Raw genomic sequence first — 19,520 nt, 5'->3', positions numbered from 1 at the left:
TATGATTTTCAAACTTAAAAGCAGGGGCCATAGGAATGTGACTTCCCTACACAAATCAACATTTGAGATAACAAAGGATGTTGAAATCGGCCCGACTGCAGATTGCATTGTCGGAACATCAGCAGACAAGTCAATGCTGAACTTTCCACAGGAGTTTAAGGACAAGATAGCCGATTCCAACACAAGAATTAAGGTAATGCTTGATACGGAGAACGGTCATGATGAAATCAACGGTTTTGGCCATGAGGACCTGACCCTGACTCATCCGACAGACATTGTGTGCAGAACCAGCGACTACACATGCTCACGCACTCTGATGATTCATGCGGACAAGGCAGCCAAGGATCTTGACAGTGACCTGATTGAGGATTTAAAAAATGAAAAAGTTATGGATGTAACTATAAAATTATGCTAAAAATAGTTAACTATATATAACTTGAGAAATATATTTTTTTATAACTACTTTTGTTATTATGCGGGGGTGGTCGAGCGGTCAAAGGCGCTAGGTTGAGGGCCTAGTGGGTCAGTCCCTTCGCGGGTTCAAGTCCCGTCCCCCGCACCATTTATATAAAACTTTTTTTAGAAACTTTTAAAATATTTGCTTAACTAATATTAACACATGTTTCGGATATCAAGCAATTTATCTAAAATCTGTTTGGGAATTTTAATATTGATTTTAGGCTTTTTAGTCATCTCCACAGTCAACGCATCAGATGTTGCCAGTGACGCCAACACAACATATCCTGCTGAGCAGGATGTGGTGCAAAGCAATGTTTCCACTTTCGATGATTTGTCTGCAAAAATCAATGAAACCCCTGAAAATGGAATATTGGTCCTTGATTGTGACTATGAATACAGAAACGGTTCAAATAAGGGAATCATGATTTCAAAATCAATCACTATTGATGGGGCAGGCCATACCCTGGACGGAAAAAAGGCATCAAGAATGTTTAATGTCACCGCAGATAACGTCACACTGAAGAATATCAATTTCGTGAATGGAAATGCCTATGGAAGATATTTTTCAAATAGTGCCGGAGGTGGTGCGATCTACTGGAATGGGGCCAATGGAGCAGTTGAAAACTGCAATTTTACAAATAATTACGGCAGCGGAATAGAGGATGACCCATTCGACAAGGAAGAGGTCTGGATTGATGTGAATGGAATTGAAATCCATACGTATAGGCTCAGACCGATGGGAGCCAAGGTCAATGAAGGCGGAGCAATAGTATGGAATGCTACAAACGGAACCGTTTTCAGGTGCATATTTAAAAATAACGGTGTGGGATATCCGAATTACGGAGGAGCAATATGTTGGAGAGGCTCATTAGGTAAAGTTCTGGAAAGTGAATTCTATGAAAATGATGCCTGGGCAGGAGCCGCCATCTGTTGGATTGGTGAAAACGGCACAATACTCTACTCCAAATTCGTCAATTCAGGAAGTATTTTCGGAAGGGACATAATGTGGTTTGGTGAAAACGGACTTATTAAATACTCATTCCTGCTAAGTTCAGAGGGATGTCCTCTTTATCCATATTCCGGAAATGTTGTTGCTGACTACAATTTCTGGGGAGACATATTGCCTGATACAAAAATAGATAAGATCAGCAATCTCCATAACTGGATTGTTTTGAATGCTTCTTATAATCAGGACTTTGTTAAGAAAGGGGACATTATTGTAGTGAAATCCAATGTCCTATTATTGGGAAATGATGGAAGCTTATCAGAGTTCACAGAATTGGACATCCCAGGCAATGTCACCGTGACAGCGGACCGTGACGGCTTTGTCCAATTGTCATTCAGCAAGGGGAAACTGGAAGTCAAAATAGTTCCCAAAACCAAAATAGTTTCTAAAAACCTTGTCAAGTATTATAAGCAATCCAAACAATTCAAGGTGCGTGTCTATGGTGCCGATGGAAAACCGGCTGTCGGCAAATTCGTCAACTTCACAATTGGCAAGAATACATACAAGGTCAGAACCGACAAGAGTGGATATGCCACTTTAAAAATCAACATGAAACCCGGCAAATACACAGTAATCACCAAGTTTGAAGATGTGAAGGTTAAGAATAAGATAACCGTCAAGACAACTTTGATAACTAAAAACAAATCTAAAAAAGTTAAGAAATCAGCTAAATTCAAAATCAAAGTCCTTAACTCTAAGGGAAAGGCATATAAAAATCAATTGGTTAAAGTCAAATTCAAAGGCAAGACATATAAACTAAAAACCAACAAAAAGGGAATAGCTATTTTCAAAATCCCAAAAAAATTGAAAGTGGGAAAATATAAGATTAAAACAACTTACAAAGGATTAACAAATTCAAACAGGATTACAGTCAGAAAATAACCCTATTTTCCTTTTTTTCAAATTACTAATCTATTTATAAGAATTCAATTAAAAAGTATATTAATAAAAGTTTATGGTGATAATTTATGAAAGCTGTAATTCCTGCAGCAGGCTTCGGTACAAGATTCCTGCCTGCTACTAAAGCGCAACCTAAGGAAATGTTGCCAGTTTATGACAAGCCAACAATTCAATATGTTATAGAAGAGGCAGTTGCTTCAGGAATAGATGATATTCTGATTGTAACTGGTAGGAATAAGAGATCCATTGAGGACCACTTCGACAAATCCTTTGAACTCGAGCAAACCCTGCAAAGTGCAGGTAAGGACGACAGGTTAAAGCAAGTTCGTGCAATCACTGATTTGGCGGATATCTGTTATGTAAGGCAAAAGGAACAGAGAGGTCTTGGAGATGCTATTTACTGTGCCAAAAAGCATGTTGGCGGCGAGTCATTCGCAGTGCTTTTGGGCGATTCAATCACAAAGGGTCCTGTTCCATGCACAAAGCAGCTGATTGACGTTCATGACAAGTATGGCGCTTCAGCGATTTCCCTTGAGGCTGTGCCTAAGGAAAAGGTGGAAAGATATGGTATCATCAAGGGTACTGAAGTTGAAAATAACGTTTACAACATTGAAAAATTGGTGGAAAAGCCATTGGCTCATCAGGCACCTTCCAATTTGGCCATAATGGGTCGTTATGTCTTGACACCTGACATTTTCGATAAGATTGATGAGACCGAACCTGGCGTCGGAGGGGAAATCCAATTGACCGATGCGCTGTCAAAATTGGATGCCATTTACGGTGTCACTTTTGAGGGAAAAACCTATGACATAGGTAACAGGTTCGAATGGTTGAAGACATCCATCGAATTTGCAATGGATGACCCTGAATCAAAAGATGACCTGATCAAATACATGAAGGAAATGATTAGGGAAGCTTAAGTTCAAGTTGCAAGCCATTGCAACTTCTTATTTTATTTTTTTGCTGTTGATATTATGCAAAATAGATTAATCAAAAAGACAGGCGATGAAGTTTCTCCATTGGGTTTTGGAGCAATGAGATTGCCTTTAAAAAACGGTAAGATAGACAGACAAAAAGCCAAACAGCAAATCTATTACGCAATCGATAATGGCGTTAATTTCATTGACACAGCCTATCTTTATGGGGATAGCGAGAAGTTTTTAGGTGAGATTCTGCAGGGGGAATATAAGGAGAAGGTAAAGATATGCACCAAACTTCCCTCCATTCATGTCAGAAAGTATGAGGACATGGAAAACTTCCTCGATGAGCAACTGGAACGCCTCCAAAGGGATTGCATTGATTATTATCTTATCCATTCAGTGGACCTGAAGACCGTCAACAGATTGCTGAAAAGGGGCTTGATTGATTTTTTAAACAAGGCCAAGAGAGAAGGCAAGATAAAGCATGTCGGCTTTTCATATCATGGCGTCAAGGAGGAATTCGACATCCTAATCGACGGTTATGACTGGGATGTTGTTATGGTCCAGTACAACTACTTTGATGAGAATGTTCAGGCCAGCGTGGAGGGAATAGAATACGCCGCCTCCAAAGGAATGGGTGTTTTTGTGATGGAACCGTTGAAGGGAGGAATCCTTGCCGGGAAGATGCCTAAGGAAGCTGAAGAGATATTCAAAAAGGCGGACCCCAACAAGACTACTGCCCAATGGGCTCTGCAGTGGGTGCTAAACAACCGGAATGTCAGCTGTGTCCTTTCAGGGATGAATTCAATGGAACAGATTGATGACAATCTTGCAATCGCCAATGCCACAACTCCAATGTCCATGACATTCGAGGAGCTGGAGACCGTGGAGCTCGTCAAGAGAGTAATGAAGAATTCATTAAGGATTAACTGTTCCACCTGCGGATATTGCATGCCTTGCCCTCAGGGGGTCAACATTCCCGAATGCATCAAGACATACAATGAAAAGTATCTCTTTGACCATAAGGGTTTCATAAACCAGTCTTTTCTTGATTACTATCAGCTTGTCGGAGGAATAATGGGCAGTGCAGCCAATGCGGGATTGTGCAACGGCTGTGGAAAATGCCTCAGGAAATGTCCGCAAAAACTTGACATCATCTCCGAGCTTGAGAAGGTCAAAAAGGAATTCGAACTGCCAGGACTTAAATATATATTGCCTATTGCAAAAAACATTGGCATACCGGCATATAAATACATTGTAAAGTTCCTGAATCGTTAATTGTCATCAAAATGAATATATATGATTATATATTTTGAAAACCAAAGTAATACCAAGGTGAAAAAATGAAGCTTGAAGAATTATTAGCACCATGTCCGAAATGTGGCTCAAAGGATAAGATAGCTCACAGGAAAATGCTGGACAATCACAGGTCCCACGCAGAAATGGATACTGTAAAATGCGAAAACTGTGGTTACATATTCTTTGTAAATGAAAATATGGATCCTGATGAGAAAAAACAATTATTAAACGAATTAAATAAAATTTACGGTTAAATATGACATTTCATGTAATGATTATCCCCACACTCAACTGTCCATCAAACTGCAAATACTGTTGGGGTTCTGAAAATAAAAGGGAAATGATGGATTTGGAAATAATCGACCAGATTGTTGAATGGCTAGGCGACTTTAGGGACGATAAGGTTCATTTCACATTCCATGGTGGAGAGCCGCTGCTCGCAGGATATGACTTCTATAAGGAAGCATTGGCGAAGCTGTCCACATTGGACAATCTTGAAGGATTTTCACTTCAAAGCAACATCTGGCTTTTGACCGAAGAGTTGATAGACCTGTTTTTGGAATACAATGTGGTTGTAAGTACAAGCATTGATGGGCCAAAGGAAATAAACGATTATCAGAGGGGTGTTGGCTACTTTGACAAGACCATGTCCAAGTTCAGATTGGCCAAGGATAAGGGACTGATTATTAATTTTGTTTTAACGGTTACCGATTATTCAAAGGATTTTTCAGATGAGTTGTATGAGTTCTTTAAGAGTGAAAAGATGAATCTTAAGATTCATGCTGCATTGCCGTCACTTAGAGGAGATAATGCAGACCCTTGGGCGCTTGACCAGGAGGAACACGGTAAATTGCTCATCGATTGGTTGGATAAGTATCTATATGATTTGGATAAGTTCACTGTTATGGATTTAGACCATATCTGCAAGTCCTCACTTAGAAGAAGAGGAACCCTATGCACATTTGCGGACTGCATTGGAACCACCTTGGCGGTGGGTTCGGAAGGCTCAATATATCCATGCTACCGCTTTGTCGGAATGCCTGAATATGTTTTGGGCAACGTGTCCACAAACCCAAGCTTTGACGATTTGAAGCAATCCGATGCATGGGCAAAGCTTATGGAATTCAGGGATTATGTGGATGAGAACTGCAAGAAATGCAGATATGTTAAATATTGTGAGGGTGGATGTCCTTACAATGCGATTGTTGCATATCAGACTCCACAGGCTGTAGATCCGCAATGCACAGCATATAAGATGATTTTTGGTGAAGTTTCAAAGAGAATGAATAAGGAATTCGCCAAATCCGCTTTTGGAATGGGTGCTCCTGCCCCTAGAAAAGAGGGAGATCCATTCAGCATAATGGATTTGGCAATGAAGCCATAAGTGATTATTATGAATGATGACACATTGGAGAAATTGGCGGAATTGGAACATGTTCAATGGTGCGAATGGGCGGATGTGTTATCTGATGATTTGTCTTCATTGCTTAAAGTCATTGAAAAATCAGATGTTGAGTTGAGTGATGAGGAGCAGCAAGTTGTTTTAAGGGTCAAAGATAGGCTGGATAAGTGGGATAAGCTAATGATCCCATTTTCTGACTTGCCTGAAGATGAAAAGGAAAAGGATAGGGTTTACGCCCGGAAGGTCATGACTATCCTTTCCGACTGATTTTTTCACATTTTTTGTAAAATAATTTTCACTATTTTTTTCTCAAGTAATACTGAGTATTTAAATGAACTCGAAAAAAGTAATAATTTTATATACTATGTAGTCTAAAATAATCAATAGTAATACTGAGTATTTAAATGAACTCAAAAAAAGTAATACTTTTTGGCTGTTGGTACTTACTGAATTAATTTTTTAATGGGTTTTAAAATTTTTGGGAGAGGCCCTTAAAAAATTTTTGAGTAATACTGAGTATTTAAATAAATTTAAAAAAAGTAATACTTAGAGGTGTTTTGTGTGATTGATGAAATAACTGATTTCCTATTTGGTCTAAAGATGACCATTATTTCAGGAATATTCCTATTAATAGCAGTTATTTTTATGATTTTTGGAATTGACACACCGATTTACTTGAACCCCGCTTGGGGAACAGTAATAATCAGTGGTATTCCAATGTTGCTCCTGGCGATGACCAGATTGATACGTGAAAAATGGATTTCATCTGCATTATTGATTGCAATAGCTATGGTTGCATCACTTTTAATCGGTGAGATATTTGCTGCAGGTGAAGTTGCTTGGATTATGGCGTTAGGAGCTCTTTTAGAAGATTGGACAGTGGAAAGAGCTAAGAAAGGTTTGAGAAACCTCATCAATTTAACTCCACAAACCGGAAGAAGAATTGTTGATGGAGTTGAGGAAGTTGTGCCTGTCGATGAAATTAAGATTGGTGATACATTAAGGATACTTCCTGGTGAAAGCGTACCTGTCGACGGTGAGATAATAAACGGTACCTCATCACTTGACCAATCAATCATGACTGGTGAATCTCTTCCTATTGATAAGGGGGTTGGAGATGAGGTGTTCTGTGGAACCATGAACATGTATGGTGCAATTGACATCAGGGCAACAAGTCTTGGTGAGAACTCATCACTTCAAAAGCTGATTGATCTTGTTAAGGCAGCTGATGAAAAGCAGGCTCCAACTCAAAGAATCGCTGATAAATGGGCGACATGGCTGGTTCCTGTTGCATTGATAATTGCTATCGTGGCATGGTTGGTTACAGGCAATATCGAAAGAGGAGTAACCGTTTTGGTTGTGTTCTGTCCATGTGCATTGATTCTTGCTACTCCTACAGCCATTATGGCTGCTATTGGTCAGGCAACAAAATATGGTGTATTGATTAAATCAGGTGAGGCACTGGAGACCTTGGGTGCTTTAAATACTTTGGTATTCGATAAGACAGGTACTTTAACTTACGGTAATCTAGAAGTTTCTGATGTTATCTCTTTGAAAGAGGATTTATCCGATTTGGATTTGCTTAAACTCACTGCCTCATGTGAAAAGTTAAGCGAACATCCATTGGCTAAAGCTGTTGTTAATAATGCAAAAGAAGCTGAAATTGACATTGAAGAGCCAAAAGATTTTGAAATGTATCCCGGCAAAGGGGTTACATGCAATAACTCTTATGGTACCATATATGCAGGAAACTCCAAATTCTTAATCGAAAATGATATTGATGTCAATGTCGATAGTTATTTAGACCAGCTAAAAAACGAAGGAAAAGCTTCAATACTCGTTGCATTAAACGGCGAGGTTGTTGGATTGATTGGGTTATCTGATGTGATACGTGAAGATTCCAAAGGCATGATTGAAAACTTGCATGAATTGGGAACTGAGACTATATTGCTCACAGGAGATAACACAGAAACTGCTAATTACTTCGCTTCACAGGTGGGAATAGGTAAGGTTTATGGAAACCTCCTTCCTCAACAAAAGCTTGACTGGATTGAAAAGCTTAAAAGCGAAGGCAAAAAAGTTTGTATGATAGGGGACGGCGTAAATGATGCGCCTGCACTCAAGACCGCTGATGTAAGTGTTGCAATGGGATCCGTTGGAAGTGACGTTGCAATCGAGGCGGCTGACATTGCGCTTTTGGGTGACGATATAGGCAAAATCCCATATCTCAAGAAACTCTCAAATTCAACATTATTTACTATTAAGGCAAATATTGCCATTTCAATGACTATCAATGCAGTGGCCATTGTCTGTTCTGTTTTAGGATTGTTGAATCCTGTTACAGGAGCAATTGTTCACAATGCAGGCTCATGCCTTGTCGTTTTGAATGCGGCATTGCTGTATGACAGGCGTTTTGACGATTCAATCAAGAAGATTGACTCCGAAAATGTCGAACACTCACATTATCATTTCCACAATGACGGAGAACATTCACATTCCCATGATGGTGTTAAAATCATTGATGAAATACAAACCGATAATGGGGTAAAGCATATGCATGTCCACAAACATGCATTGGATAGGCAAAGTTGTGAGCCATATCACAACTGATTTTTTCTTTTTTTTCATCAAAACTATTATATATTTTAATGAATAATCTTATTTTAGGTAGTAATATGAACGATAAAATAATTTTAGGACTTCCAAAGGGAAGTTTAAATAACGTAAAAAGAGGCAACACTTACCAACTCTTTGTTGATGCCGGTTACGAGGTTAAAGGCTATGAGCCTGGCGATGAATCCTATGAGATAGAAATCCTAAATGATGAGGAAATCATTGCTTTCTTAACCCGTCCACAGTCAACTCCCGTCGAATTGAACAGGGGAATAATTGACATCGCTATTGTTGGTGAGGATTGGATTAAAGAGGAATCTGTATTGAGGGAAACAAACACCGTTAAAATTGGTGATCTTGATTATGGTAAGACCCGTTTGATAGTTGCAGTTCCTAAGGATTCTCCATACAATAATTTATCAGACTTATTCAGAGCAAACAAGGATAGAAAAACTCCAATCTTATGCTTCACAGAGTATCCTAACCTAACCCGTAAATTCATCATGGAAAATGAAGCTTATCAGGAAATTTATGGTGATGCAGTTCCTTTTGTCCAGGTCAGAGGTCTGACCGATGGGGATAATGAGATGGTTCAGGTCATCAACTCCGACGGCGCAACCGAGGTTTACATTGCAAAGGGTGCGGATTTGATTGTTGACAATACCCAAACTGGAAGCAGCCTCAGAAAGGCAGGATTAAAGGAAATCGAAACAATCCTTCACTCTTCAGCGGGCCTTTATGCTGGTGTTAGCTGTACAGGTGAAAAGTTAGACAAGGCTCAAATGATTTATGAGCAGCTGTTGGGAGCAATCACAGCCAAGAAATACTTTGACGTCAAGTTCAATATTGCAAACACCAAGATTGAAGAGGTTTCCAATTACCTGATTGACAATAAGCTATGTGCTGACGAGCCTACAATCACTCCAGGGTCTGATTTCTCACAAATCAACGTTTTAATCCCTAAAGCAAAGTTCCCTGAGATGGTTGATGCAATCAAGGGCTTTGACGCAACTTCAATCATTAGAAATGATTTAAAACAGCTCATTGAATAAAATCATTTCATTTTCTCTTTTTTTTAAAATTTTATAATTATCATTATTTATCATTATCTTTATAAATCATATTTGACAAAGATAATAATATTACATTATTCGAAGGGGATAACATGTTAACATCTGTTCAAAAGGAAATTTTACAAACATTGATTAATTTATATCAATCCTCTAACGGCAAATCAATTAAGGGAGAGGACATTGCTGAGGTTATGAATAGGAACCCTGGAACAATACGTAACCAGATGCAATCCTTAAGAAGCTTAGGTTTGGTTAAGGGAGTGCCTGGGCCTAGGGGAGGATATAAACCAACAATTGAAGCGTATCACGCATTGAACATCAATGTTTCAGATAATGATTCAATTGTGCCTATCTATAAGAACGGCCAAAAGGTAGAGGACATTTCCGTTGCAAAGATAGAGTTTACAAGTGTGCCACAACCTGGTGAATGTGAGGCTGCAATCAAGGTATTGGGCAGCATTAAAGATTTGAATTTAGGAGATACCATAAGGATAGGTCCTACTCCGGTTAACAATTTGGGAGTGACCGGAATAATTGTAGGTAGAGATGACATGGACAATATCCTGCTAGTCGACACCCATACCATTAGAAGCATTCCTAAACAGACTGTTGGGGACATTGCAAGCCGTGATGTTGTGTCATTTAAAGTTGACTGTTCAGTTAAGGAAGCAGCAAGGAAACTGGTCGATAATGAAATAGATGGGGCTCCTGTAATAAAGGATGGAAAAGTGATAGGAGTATTCACCCTGACTGATCTTGTAAATTCAATAGCTAATGACAATGAGGATAAGAAAGTTGGTGAATTGATGTCCACAAACGTTGTCATAGTAAATGAGGATTTGAAAATTGCCAATGCAATCGATATAATGCTTAAGAAATCCATTTCAAGGCTGATAGTTGCAGACAACAATCAAACATTGCTTGGAATAGTCACAAGAACAGATTTGCTTGACAGCATTACCAATCTAAAGGAATTCCCAATTATTACCAATTAATTTTTAAGTGATTTAATGAAAGTAAATCAGATTGATGTAGATAACAGTATGAAGATAATTGATTTGATAAATCAATTCGACGATTCAGGTGTTTTAGGAGCGGGCAGAGTAGCGAGAGCATGCAATATACTGGCTGAGATGATTCAGGATGAGGACATGAGTGTTTTCATGAGTCTTGGAGGGCCGTTGATACCTGGCGGAATGAGAAACATCGTAACCAAAATGATTAATGAGGGACATGTTGACCTGATTATTTCCAGTGGTGCAAACATTACCCATGACCTTGTCGAGGCGTTCGGCGGAGCTCATTATCGCCATGAAGGAAAAGACGATGAAGAGCTAAACGAAGAGGGAATAGGCAGAATTGCTGATATCAATGTCGGGTCTGATGATTTTACAATCTTTGAAAGTGAAATAACCGAAATATTTGAAAAAATCTCATCCAAAAAGCAGGTTGTTTCCATTCAGGAACTGCTTTATGAGATTGGCCTTTTGGTGGATGATGAAAATTCATTCGTGGCAACAGCCGCAAGGAACAACATTCCAATATTCGCACCTGGACTAATTGATTCAATGATGGGTCTTCAGTTATGGATTTTTAGCCAGGATCATGATTTTGTTGTTGACGCCGTGGCGGATATGCATTACCTCTCAGACATTGTCTTTGAATCTGAAAAGGTTGGCGCAGTGCTATTGGGAGGCGGTCTGACTAAACATTACACTCTAGCTTCCAATGTTATCAAGGGAGGATTGGATGCTGCCATTCAGATTACCATGGACAGGCCTGAGGCAGGCAGTTTAGGTGGCGCTCCTCTGGAAGAGGCCAAATCATGGGCAAAAGCTAAATGCGGATCCAGTCTTGCAAGTGTCGTTGGGGACGTAACTGTTATTTTCCCATTAATCTATGCAGCTGCTTTGGATAAGATAAGTGGTGATTAGTTGAGTTACATTATTTTAGCGATATTATTCATATTTTCAGGATTTTTCATGAAGTATTCCGATGACCTGATGGATATTAACAATAATTTACAGCTTGCCAGTGTTGTAGGAGTTTTATGTGCAATAACCTCTGCTGTTGCAACAGTTTATAATGCTGAAGCGGCTTACATCTTCCTGGCAATTTTAATAGGCAATTTCCTGGCCCTGAAGGTTGATGGAATTCATCATATAATCACATTAATCGTATTTGCAATCATTTCTATTGCAATAGGAATTCCAGAATTGAATCTGGTGATTTTGCTAATTTGTATTTTGGCTGCTTTGTCTGATGAGATTGGTCATGAAATGATATCCAAAATCACTGATAATAAGTTTTTAAATCTGTTTTTTGAATATAGGTTTGTGATGAAAGTTGTAATTTTTGCTCTTGCAATCTGTGGGGTATTCAACATTTGGATATTTGTCTGTTTCCTGTTGTTTGAATTATCCTATGTAATTGCAGGAATGATTTTTGAAAAAGTCAATTAAAAAAAAGAAATTAAAAGGAATTAAGTAATTCCTTTATTGTTTTTTGTTTATTCTGTTTCTACGCCCATTTTACCGGCTACTCTAGCGATGAGTACAGTTACGATTACTGCAATGACGGTTACGATAATAGCGTATATGAATAAACTAGGAATAGCATCTCCAGCACCGATGAATGATTCAATGAATGCTTGGATTGCACTGTTCCATGCTTCACCAGCAACGAATGCGAATGCTGTGGTGATTAATGCTAATATGGTTTCCATAATCATTTTGGTTACTTCATTTGCCATATTTTTCACCTCCATTTAACTATTTTTATTTAAGGTTCTTAAGAACAATGATATATTTGTTTTTATTAGTTAAAATAATTTTACCTTATTTTGTTGATTTGATTATGTTTTCGCAAGCAATTTTAGGATTGTCCGCTTCGTATATGCTTCTTCCCACAATTATTGCATTTGAGTATTCAAGGGTTTTTTTAGCGTCTCCGCCTTGTTTTCCAACTCCCGGGGAGATTATGTATGCATCATTTCCAACAATTTTTCTTATATCAGATAAGCGATCCAGTCTTGTGGCTGGTGCGACATAGTTTGTAATGCCCATGTCAACTCCCATTTCGGCTATTGCATCTGCATTCTTTTGCAGGAACATTTTGGCTCCAGGATGTGACATTTCAGTTAATAGGAATAATTCTTTTCCATGCTTGTTTGCCATGTCCAGGCATGCTTTGACGCTGTCTGATCCTACAAATCCGTGGCATATTATTGCATCTGCCCCTGCCTTGAATGTTTCGTCACATATCTTCTCGTTAGTTGCATCGATATCGGCTACCTTGAAGTCACATATCACTTTAAATCCGAATTTGTCCTTGAGCTTGTTGATTATCTCAAGGCCTTCAGCAAGTGCCAAAGGGTAGCCTATTTTGATGGTGTCGATGTAATCTTTTATGGAGTCACATATTTCAATTGCTTCCTTTTCACTCATCACGTCAAGTGCTAAGATAATATTGTTTTTTATGTTCATTTTATCCCTATTTAGCTAAATAATTTGATAAATTTTTAGGTATGCCTAATTAAAAAGTATTACTTTTTCCTATACATTTATATGTAATAAGTTATATAATAATATTATCAATAAAACTTTATAAATTTTTAAATATATTTTAAATTTTTATTGAGAGATTTATCAAATCATTTTGATATAATTTGGAGGAAATAATTTATGCATATTATGGAAGGATATTTACCATTGAACTGGTGTATTATATGGTTTGTCATATCAATCATCGTCGTTGCATTTGGTTTATATCAAATTAAAAAAATTGTAGACGAAACTCCTGAATCCAAAGCTTTACTTGCTGTAAGTGGAGCATTCATGTTCGTCTTATCTTCTTTGAAATTACCTTCCGTTACTGGAAGCTGTTCACACCCTTGTGGTAACGGATTAGGTGCAGCATTATTTGGTCCTGCAGTAACTGCAGTATTAGCTACTATTGTACTTATTTTCCAAGCATTATTACTTGCTCACGGTGGATTAACTACATTAGGTGCAAACATATTCTCTATGGGTATTGTTGGACCATTAGTTGCATGGCTTGTATACAAAGGATTAACCAAAGCTAATATATCATCAACAATTGCAATATTCTTTGCAGCATTCTTAGGTGACTTATTAACTTACGTAGCTACTTCATTCCAATTAGCTTTCGCATTCCCTGCTCCTACTTTCGGTGCAGCATTAACTGCTTTCTTAACAATCTTTGCAGTTACTCAAGTGCCATTAGCAATTGGTGAAGGTATCTTAACAGTTATTATCTGGGACAGATTAAAAGCTTACAAACCAAAATTATTAGATAAATTAGGCGCTTTAGCTCCTAATGAAGCATAAGGTGATTAAATGAAAACATCAACATTAATAATTTTAGCAGTTGTTTGCATAATTATATTTATTGCACCATTAATCATGTTTAGTGGTCATGGCGAAGATGATGGATACTTTGGTGGATCTGACGATGCAGCAAGTGAACAAATTGAAGCGTCCCATTATGAACCTTGGTTTTCATCAATATGGGAACCACCTAGTGGTGAAATAGAAAGTTTATTATTTGCTCTTCAAGCAGCTATCGGAGCAATCATTATTGGTTACTTCTTTGGTTACTGGAGAGGACAAGGTAAAGAAGAATAATTAATCTTCTTTATTACTTTTTCTTTTTTTAAGTGATTTTATGAAATTTGATATGGATTATATTGCGCATCACAATGCATTAACTGAAACTAATCCTTATTTGAAATTGTTTTTAACAATTTTCTTACTGATTTTAACATTAGCACTTGATAATCTATATTTTGACATATTCATATTCATTGTAATGTCCATTGTAATATTGGCCATTGCTAAAATCAACTATAAATCCTATTTGAAATTCCTATCACTTCCAATGGCATTTCTTGTTATAACCTGTCTATTCTTGATGTTCTTCTTTGGAAAAGGAGAAGTCATTTATGAAACCGGAATATTTGGTATAGTGGTCACTACAGACTCTTTCCATTATGCGGTTTATACATTTATGAGAGTATTTGGCTGTTTGCCATGTTTAGGCTTTTTAGCCCTCACAACACCTATTGCAAAGATTTTAAATTGTTTAAGAACTTTGAAAGTTCCTAAAGTCATGGTTGAAATCGCTCTTCTGATGTATAATGCAATTTTCATATTCTTGAATGAAATCGATACCATGCAAAAGGCACAGGATACAAGACTAGGTTATCATTCATATTGGACATCATTCAAGTCTTTGGGCGCTCTTGTAAGTACAATATTTTTAAGGTCTCTTGACAAAAGTGAAACATTGCAATTTGCACTGGATTCAAGAGGTTACACTGGTGAACTTCCAGTTTATGAACCAAGAAAAAAGGAGAATTAAAATGTTAGAGGTAAAAAATATCAAATATTCATATAATGCTGATTATCAGGCGCTTAAGGGAGTTAGCTTAAAGGTCGAAAAGGGCGATATGGTTGCTCTTTTAGGTAAAAACGGCGCAGGTAAATCCACATTGTTTCTTCATTTGAACGGTATCTACCAGCCTGATGAAGGCCAGGTGTTCATTGATGGTGAAGAATTGAAATATGATAAGAAGTCCTTACTCAAGTTCAGGCAAAAGGTGGGAATCGTTTTCCAAAATCCGGATGATCAGATTTTCGCTCCAACAGTTGAGGAAGATGTTGCTTTTGGACCGCTCAATTTGGGTTTGCCTATGGAGGAAGTTCAGGACAGGGTTGAAGAGGCTTTGTCACGCGTAGGAATGTCAGGATTTGAAAAGACCGCACCGCATCATTTAAGTGGAGGTCAGAAGAAAAGAGTTGCCATTGCAGGAATTCTTGCAATGAAACCTGAAGTCATGGTATTGGATGAACCTACCGCAGGATTGGATCCTCAAGGGGTAGTTGATTTGTCCATTTTGTTGAATGAACTTAATGATGAGGGAATTACAATCGTAATTTCAACACATGAAGTTGATTTGGTGCCAAATTACGCTAAGAAGGTTTTTGTTTTAGTTGACGGTTTATTGATTGCTGAAGGAACTCCTAAGGAAATTTTTGCAAAACCTGAAATATTGGAACAGGCTAATCTAAAGGTCCCTATTGTCACAGACTTGTTTCAACAGCTTGAAAGTGAAGGATTTGACATGAAAGGGGATTATCCGCTAACAATTGATGAAGCTAAGGATAAGTTTTTAGAATTGTTAAATAAAAACTAATTTTTTTTTGACACATATTTTTTTCATAAAATTTGAAGTCAAAGTATTACTCACGGTATTAATTCATAATACTTTATTATTTTTAACTAAACATTTATATTATTAAAGACATATTTTTTCATAAGGTGAATTTAGATGAGAATTGGAATTTGCGATACAACTTTTGCACGTTTTGACATGGCGGCAGCCGCCATAGACGAGCTTAAAAAGAACGCTTATGACTTGAAGATAATCAGGGAAACCGTCCCTGGAGTTAAAGATTTGCCTGTAACCGCCAAAATTCTCATTGAAGAGGAAAACTGTGATATTGTAATGGCACTTGGAATGCCAGGACCAATGGAAAAGGACAAGATGTGTGCTCATGAGGCATCAACCGGACTGATCAATGCACAGCTCATGACAAACACCCACATATTGGAAGTGTTTGTGCATGAGGATGAGGAAGAGGATCCTGTTGAGCTTGCTAAACTTGCGGAAAACAGGGCACGTGAACATGCCCAAAACCTGATAAAGATGATGTATCACAGAAAGGCAATGAGAAAAGAAGCCGGTATGGGTATGCGTGAAGGAAAAGAGGATGCAGGACCATTATAAGTGATGTGAAATGGAATACGAGTTAACCTTGGAAGATAAGAATGCGACATATGTGGTTCTTCCAGCATATAATGAAGCGACAAGAATACAGCCTGTCATAGAATCAATTGCCGAAAAGGGATACAACATGGTTGTGGTAAATGACGGCTCATCAGACAATACTTTGGATGTTATCCTAGAATCCAAAAGGAAATTTCCAGATAAGATTCATGTCTATTCATTGATAATCAATCGTGGAGTTGGCGTTGCAACACAAACAGGATTTGATGCTGTTTTAAAGTATAACCCGAAATATGTTGTTAGCATGGATTCGGATGGCCAGCATTCCGCTGATGATTTGGATAATGTGATAAGGCCTCTCGTTACAGGCGAGGCCCAGGCGGTCATTGGTGTCAGACCACTTAAGGACATGCCGTTCAGCAGGAATTTTGCAAATTTGGTCATGAACCTTCTGACAAGAATATTCTATAAGGTTAACGTAAGCGATTCACAGACAGGTTTCAGGGCAATTACAAAGGATGCCTTAAAAAAGATCAATATCAATGCCAGGGGTTATCTCATTTCCTCTGAATTCATACGTGAAGTCAACGATAACAACATTCCATTTGCTGAGGTTCCGATTCAAACTATCTACACTCCTGAAACCCAGGCAAAAGGAACAAATGTAAAAGAGGCATTTAAAATTTTAATTCAAATGATTAAACATCAGTTTTAGGTGATTAAATGTTATTATATTCAATATTATTTCCAATAATCTCAATATTGGCCATATTATGGTTTGTTTATAGGTATTTAAAGCAAAAACAATCCCTGATTACCCTTATCCTATGGACAATATTGTGGCTGTTCGTGATTTTGTTCTCCATATTCCCAAGGGCCAGTGAGCAATTTGCGAGACTCTTCGGTATAACCCGTGGTTTGGACTTTATTATCATAGCAGTATTTGTGGTACTGTTTTACATAATATTTGGGTTGTTCAATAGAGTAGATAGGCTGCAGGACGAAATCAACAAGATAGTCAAGGAAGTGGCTATTAACAATGAAATATCCCTTGATGATGAAGAGGATGAATAATGCTTTATTTTAGAGGCTGCACCGCAAGAGAGAAGGAAACTTCAATCCAGAAGGCAACCGAAAAATTATTGGACATTGCGGGTGTGGATTATCATATTTTGGAAGATGAGAAATGTTGTGGGTCAGTTCTACTAAGGACTGGCTTTTTTAATGAAGCCCAAAGACAAATAGAAAAGAATACAGAAATCTTAAATGGTGAAAAAATCATCACGTCATGTGCAGGATGCTACAAGACATTAAAAGAGGATTATGAAGGATTGGATGTCATTCACATATCCCAATTGCTTGATGAACTGATTAGGGACGGCAAGCTCAATCTTGAAAAAGGTGAACTGGACGTTACCTATCATGATTCCTGTCATTTGGCTCGCCACATGGAGGTTTTCGATGAGCCTAGAAACGTTATAGGGGCATTGGCCAACATTGTTGAAATGGAAAACAACCGTGAGAACAGTCTGTGCTGCGGTGCTGGCGGCGGTGTGAAGTCAGCCTATCCCGAAATAGCAACACAGATGGCGAAGACAAGAATAGGCCAGGCTATGGATACAGGATGTAAGACTCTTGTAACCGCATGTCCCTTCTGTAAGCTTAACTTAAGCAATGATGAGCTTGAAGTGCTTGACCTGACTGAATTTTTAGTTAAATATGGTGGTTTGGATGAAGAAGAGTGAACTTGAAACAATGAGAAAGTCATTTGATACTGTCAAGAGCAGATCTAACAGCATCAAGGACTCCGAATCCACCAAAAGACTGACCAAAAGGGTTCAGGAAATCAAAAAATATTCCTTTGAAAACAAGGATGAGCTGTTCAATCAGGTTATCGATTCGTTTAAGCGCAATGGCATTGAGGTTGAATTTGCCAAAACATCACAGGATGCGTTGGACATAATCGATGGATTGATTGATGAGTATGATGCAGAGGTCATAGCCAAGGCCAAATCCAACACCTTAGGTGAGATTAATTTAAAAAACCATTTAAAGATTGATGTTGTCGAAACTGATTTGGGAGACCGCATATTGCAGCTCAAAAAGACTGACAACAAGCCGGTTCATCCAACAGGTCCTGCTTCACATTTAAATATTGAAGACATCACAGGCATTGTCAACGAGTCACTTGACGTCAATGTCAACCCTGACGCTCAGGAAATCATGCGGGCGGTAAGGGCTGATGTGCTAAAACGCCTTGAAAATGCAAGAGTAGGTATAAGTGGAGCCAATGCAATAGCGTCTGAAGAGGGATCCCTTGTAATGGTGCACAATGAGGGCAATATTTCAATAGTTTCACTGAAGGATTTGCATATAATCGTAGCCGGAATCGATAAAATAGTGCCGACATTGGAAGACGCAATCTCTATTGTTAAGCTGGAAACCATATTTGCAACAGGAAGCTATGTCACATCATATATGAATGTGATATCCGGACCGTCAAAAACAGCTGATATCGAGAAAAAACTCATAAAGAACATGTATGGTGCTGAAAGGGTTGTTGTCATACTTCTGGACAATGGAAGAAGCGAGGCGATTGAGGAATGCCTGTACTGCATAGGCTGTGGAAACTGCATCGTTCACTGTCCTGTCTACAATGCCGTCGGTAACGAATTCGGCTTCAACAACTACCTTGGAGGACGTGGGGTTGCAATGTCAAAGTTCATCGAGGATGACGAGACCTGCTTCAACTCAGGCCTTTACATGTGCACGCTATGCGGATTGTGCACACTCAACTGTCCCTTAAGCATCCCTACCAACGAAATACTCGAGAACATGAGGAAACTCTCAACTGATGTTGGATTCTATCCGAGGGCCCACGGCAAGATCAAGGACAACGTTTCCAAAAATGATTCCCCTTATTAATTTTATTTTTTTTTAAATTTCTCATTTTATTTTTCTTAAAAACAATAATCTTATAAATAATAAAGAAGTAATATTATTATATTATAAAATTATATTTTATTGGAGGAAATAT

At 38.2% G+C, this 19,520-nt stretch carries 23 protein-coding genes and 1 tRNA gene; 22 read left to right on the top strand and 2 right to left on the bottom strand.

Annotation, left to right across the window (positions count from 1 at the left end; translation table 11 throughout):
- Position 1 precedes the first annotated feature (1 nt).
- The 13 genes from MBBTH_RS02675 to MBBTH_RS02615 all read left to right on the top strand — a co-directional run bounded on the left by MBBTH_RS02675 (position 2) and on the right by MBBTH_RS02615 (position 12,134).
- The gene (locus MBBTH_RS02675; RefSeq protein WP_116591504.1) at positions 2 to 415 is read left to right on the top strand and encodes a DUF371 domain-containing protein; all 414 of its coding nucleotides are present in this window, start codon (positions 2 to 4) and stop codon (positions 413 to 415) included.
- Between the two features lie 60 nt (positions 416 to 475).
- A tRNA-Leu gene (locus MBBTH_RS02670) sits at positions 476 to 562 on the top strand.
- Between the two features lie 57 nt (positions 563 to 619).
- A complete protein-coding gene (locus MBBTH_RS02665; RefSeq protein ID WP_133241933.1) occupies positions 620 to 2,347 on the top strand; it encodes a pectate lyase-like adhesive domain-containing protein in 1,728 nt (575 codons plus the stop codon).
- Positions 2,348 to 2,433: 86 nt separating this feature from the next.
- A complete protein-coding gene (gene galU, locus MBBTH_RS02660) occupies positions 2,434 to 3,285 on the top strand; it encodes a UTP--glucose-1-phosphate uridylyltransferase GalU (protein WP_116591502.1) in 852 nt (283 codons plus the stop codon).
- A gap of 54 nt (positions 3,286 to 3,339) precedes the next feature.
- Positions 3,340 to 4,563, top strand: coding sequence for an aldo/keto reductase (locus MBBTH_RS02655; RefSeq protein ID WP_116591501.1), 1,224 nt, complete (start codon positions 3,340 to 3,342; stop codon positions 4,561 to 4,563).
- Between the two features lie 65 nt (positions 4,564 to 4,628).
- Entirely contained in the window at positions 4,629 to 4,838 is a 210-nt protein-coding gene (locus tag MBBTH_RS02650) for a TIGR04165 family Cys-rich peptide (protein WP_116591500.1), read from the top strand.
- 2 nt (positions 4,839 to 4,840) lie between these two features.
- The gene (locus tag MBBTH_RS02645; RefSeq protein ID WP_116591499.1) at positions 4,841 to 5,968 is read left to right on the top strand and encodes a TIGR04083 family peptide-modifying radical SAM enzyme; all 1,128 of its coding nucleotides are present in this window, start codon (positions 4,841 to 4,843) and stop codon (positions 5,966 to 5,968) included.
- 9 nt (positions 5,969 to 5,977) lie between these two features.
- Positions 5,978 to 6,253 (top strand): hypothetical protein, encoded by a 276-nt coding sequence (locus tag MBBTH_RS02640; protein ID WP_116591498.1) that lies wholly within the window; start codon positions 5,978 to 5,980, stop codon positions 6,251 to 6,253.
- A gap of 294 nt (positions 6,254 to 6,547) precedes the next feature.
- Positions 6,548 to 8,596 carry a heavy metal translocating P-type ATPase gene (locus MBBTH_RS02635; RefSeq protein WP_116591497.1) on the top strand — a complete coding sequence of 683 codons (2,049 nt, stop codon included), beginning with the start codon at positions 6,548 to 6,550 and terminating at the stop codon, positions 8,594 to 8,596.
- A 65-nt stretch (positions 8,597 to 8,661) separates the two neighbouring features.
- Complete coding sequence (hisG, locus tag MBBTH_RS02630) at positions 8,662 to 9,651, top strand: ATP phosphoribosyltransferase (RefSeq protein ID WP_116591496.1); 990 nt, start codon at positions 8,662 to 8,664, stop codon at positions 9,649 to 9,651.
- 113 nt (positions 9,652 to 9,764) lie between these two features.
- On the top strand, positions 9,765 to 10,667 hold the full coding sequence (locus MBBTH_RS02625; protein ID WP_116591495.1) for a CBS domain-containing protein: 903 nt from the start codon (positions 9,765 to 9,767) through the stop codon (positions 10,665 to 10,667).
- A gap of 15 nt (positions 10,668 to 10,682) precedes the next feature.
- On the top strand, positions 10,683 to 11,606 hold the full coding sequence (locus MBBTH_RS02620) for a deoxyhypusine synthase (RefSeq protein WP_116591494.1): 924 nt from the start codon (positions 10,683 to 10,685) through the stop codon (positions 11,604 to 11,606).
- Positions 11,607 to 12,134, top strand: a complete 528-nt coding sequence (locus tag MBBTH_RS02615; RefSeq protein WP_116591493.1) for a hypothetical protein — start codon at positions 11,607 to 11,609, stop codon at positions 12,132 to 12,134.
- Between the two features lie 47 nt (positions 12,135 to 12,181).
- Here the strand turns inward: MBBTH_RS02615 and MBBTH_RS02610 are convergent, their stop codons facing one another.
- Both MBBTH_RS02610 and pyrF read right to left on the bottom strand, forming a co-directional pair.
- Positions 12,182 to 12,424, bottom strand: a complete 243-nt coding sequence (locus MBBTH_RS02610; RefSeq protein ID WP_243409629.1) for a DUF5654 family protein — start codon at positions 12,422 to 12,424, stop codon at positions 12,182 to 12,184.
- Positions 12,425 to 12,509: 85 nt separating this feature from the next.
- The gene (pyrF, locus tag MBBTH_RS02605) at positions 12,510 to 13,157 is read right to left on the bottom strand and encodes an orotidine-5'-phosphate decarboxylase (RefSeq protein ID WP_116591492.1); all 648 of its coding nucleotides are present in this window, start codon (positions 13,155 to 13,157) and stop codon (positions 12,510 to 12,512) included.
- A 198-nt stretch (positions 13,158 to 13,355) separates the two neighbouring features.
- Here pyrF and MBBTH_RS02600 point away from each other — a divergent pair, with 198 nt between their 5' ends.
- From MBBTH_RS02600 to MBBTH_RS02560, 9 genes are all read left to right on the top strand, one after another.
- Positions 13,356 to 14,021: an energy-coupling factor ABC transporter permease gene (locus MBBTH_RS02600; protein WP_116591491.1), complete on the top strand. Its 666-nt coding sequence runs from the start codon at positions 13,356 to 13,358 to the stop codon at positions 14,019 to 14,021.
- Between the two features lie 9 nt (positions 14,022 to 14,030).
- A complete protein-coding gene (locus MBBTH_RS02595) occupies positions 14,031 to 14,318 on the top strand; it encodes an energy-coupling factor ABC transporter substrate-binding protein (RefSeq protein ID WP_116591490.1) in 288 nt (95 codons plus the stop codon).
- Between the two features lie 40 nt (positions 14,319 to 14,358).
- The gene (cbiQ, locus tag MBBTH_RS02590; RefSeq protein ID WP_116591489.1) at positions 14,359 to 15,054 is read left to right on the top strand and encodes a cobalt ECF transporter T component CbiQ; all 696 of its coding nucleotides are present in this window, start codon (positions 14,359 to 14,361) and stop codon (positions 15,052 to 15,054) included.
- A gap of 1 nt (position 15,055) precedes the next feature.
- A complete protein-coding gene (locus tag MBBTH_RS02585) occupies positions 15,056 to 15,889 on the top strand; it encodes an ATP-binding cassette domain-containing protein (protein WP_116591576.1) in 834 nt (277 codons plus the stop codon).
- A 135-nt stretch (positions 15,890 to 16,024) separates the two neighbouring features.
- On the top strand, positions 16,025 to 16,483 hold the full coding sequence (ribC, locus tag MBBTH_RS02580; protein WP_116591488.1) for a riboflavin synthase: 459 nt from the start codon (positions 16,025 to 16,027) through the stop codon (positions 16,481 to 16,483).
- A 10-nt stretch (positions 16,484 to 16,493) separates the two neighbouring features.
- On the top strand, positions 16,494 to 17,198 hold the full coding sequence (locus MBBTH_RS02575; protein WP_116591487.1) for a glycosyltransferase family 2 protein: 705 nt from the start codon (positions 16,494 to 16,496) through the stop codon (positions 17,196 to 17,198).
- An 8-nt stretch (positions 17,199 to 17,206) separates the two neighbouring features.
- Entirely contained in the window at positions 17,207 to 17,557 is a 351-nt protein-coding gene (locus tag MBBTH_RS02570) for a DUF2304 domain-containing protein (protein ID WP_116591486.1), read from the top strand.
- On the top strand, positions 17,557 to 18,228 hold the full coding sequence (locus MBBTH_RS02565; protein ID WP_116591485.1) for a (Fe-S)-binding protein: 672 nt from the start codon (positions 17,557 to 17,559) through the stop codon (positions 18,226 to 18,228). The genes MBBTH_RS02570 and MBBTH_RS02565 overlap by 1 nt, the downstream gene beginning before the upstream one ends.
- Positions 18,215 to 19,408: an LUD domain-containing protein gene (locus MBBTH_RS02560; protein ID WP_116591484.1), complete on the top strand. Its 1,194-nt coding sequence runs from the start codon at positions 18,215 to 18,217 to the stop codon at positions 19,406 to 19,408. The genes MBBTH_RS02565 and MBBTH_RS02560 overlap by 14 nt, the downstream gene beginning before the upstream one ends.
- Positions 19,409 to 19,520: the final 112 nt, after the last annotated feature.

Origin of the sequence: Methanobrevibacter thaueri (assembly GCF_003111625.1) — an archaeon.
Lineage (GTDB): Archaea > Methanobacteriota > Methanobacteria > Methanobacteriales > Methanobacteriaceae > Methanocatella > Methanocatella thaueri.
This window is presented reverse-complemented; position numbering and strand designations above follow the sequence as displayed.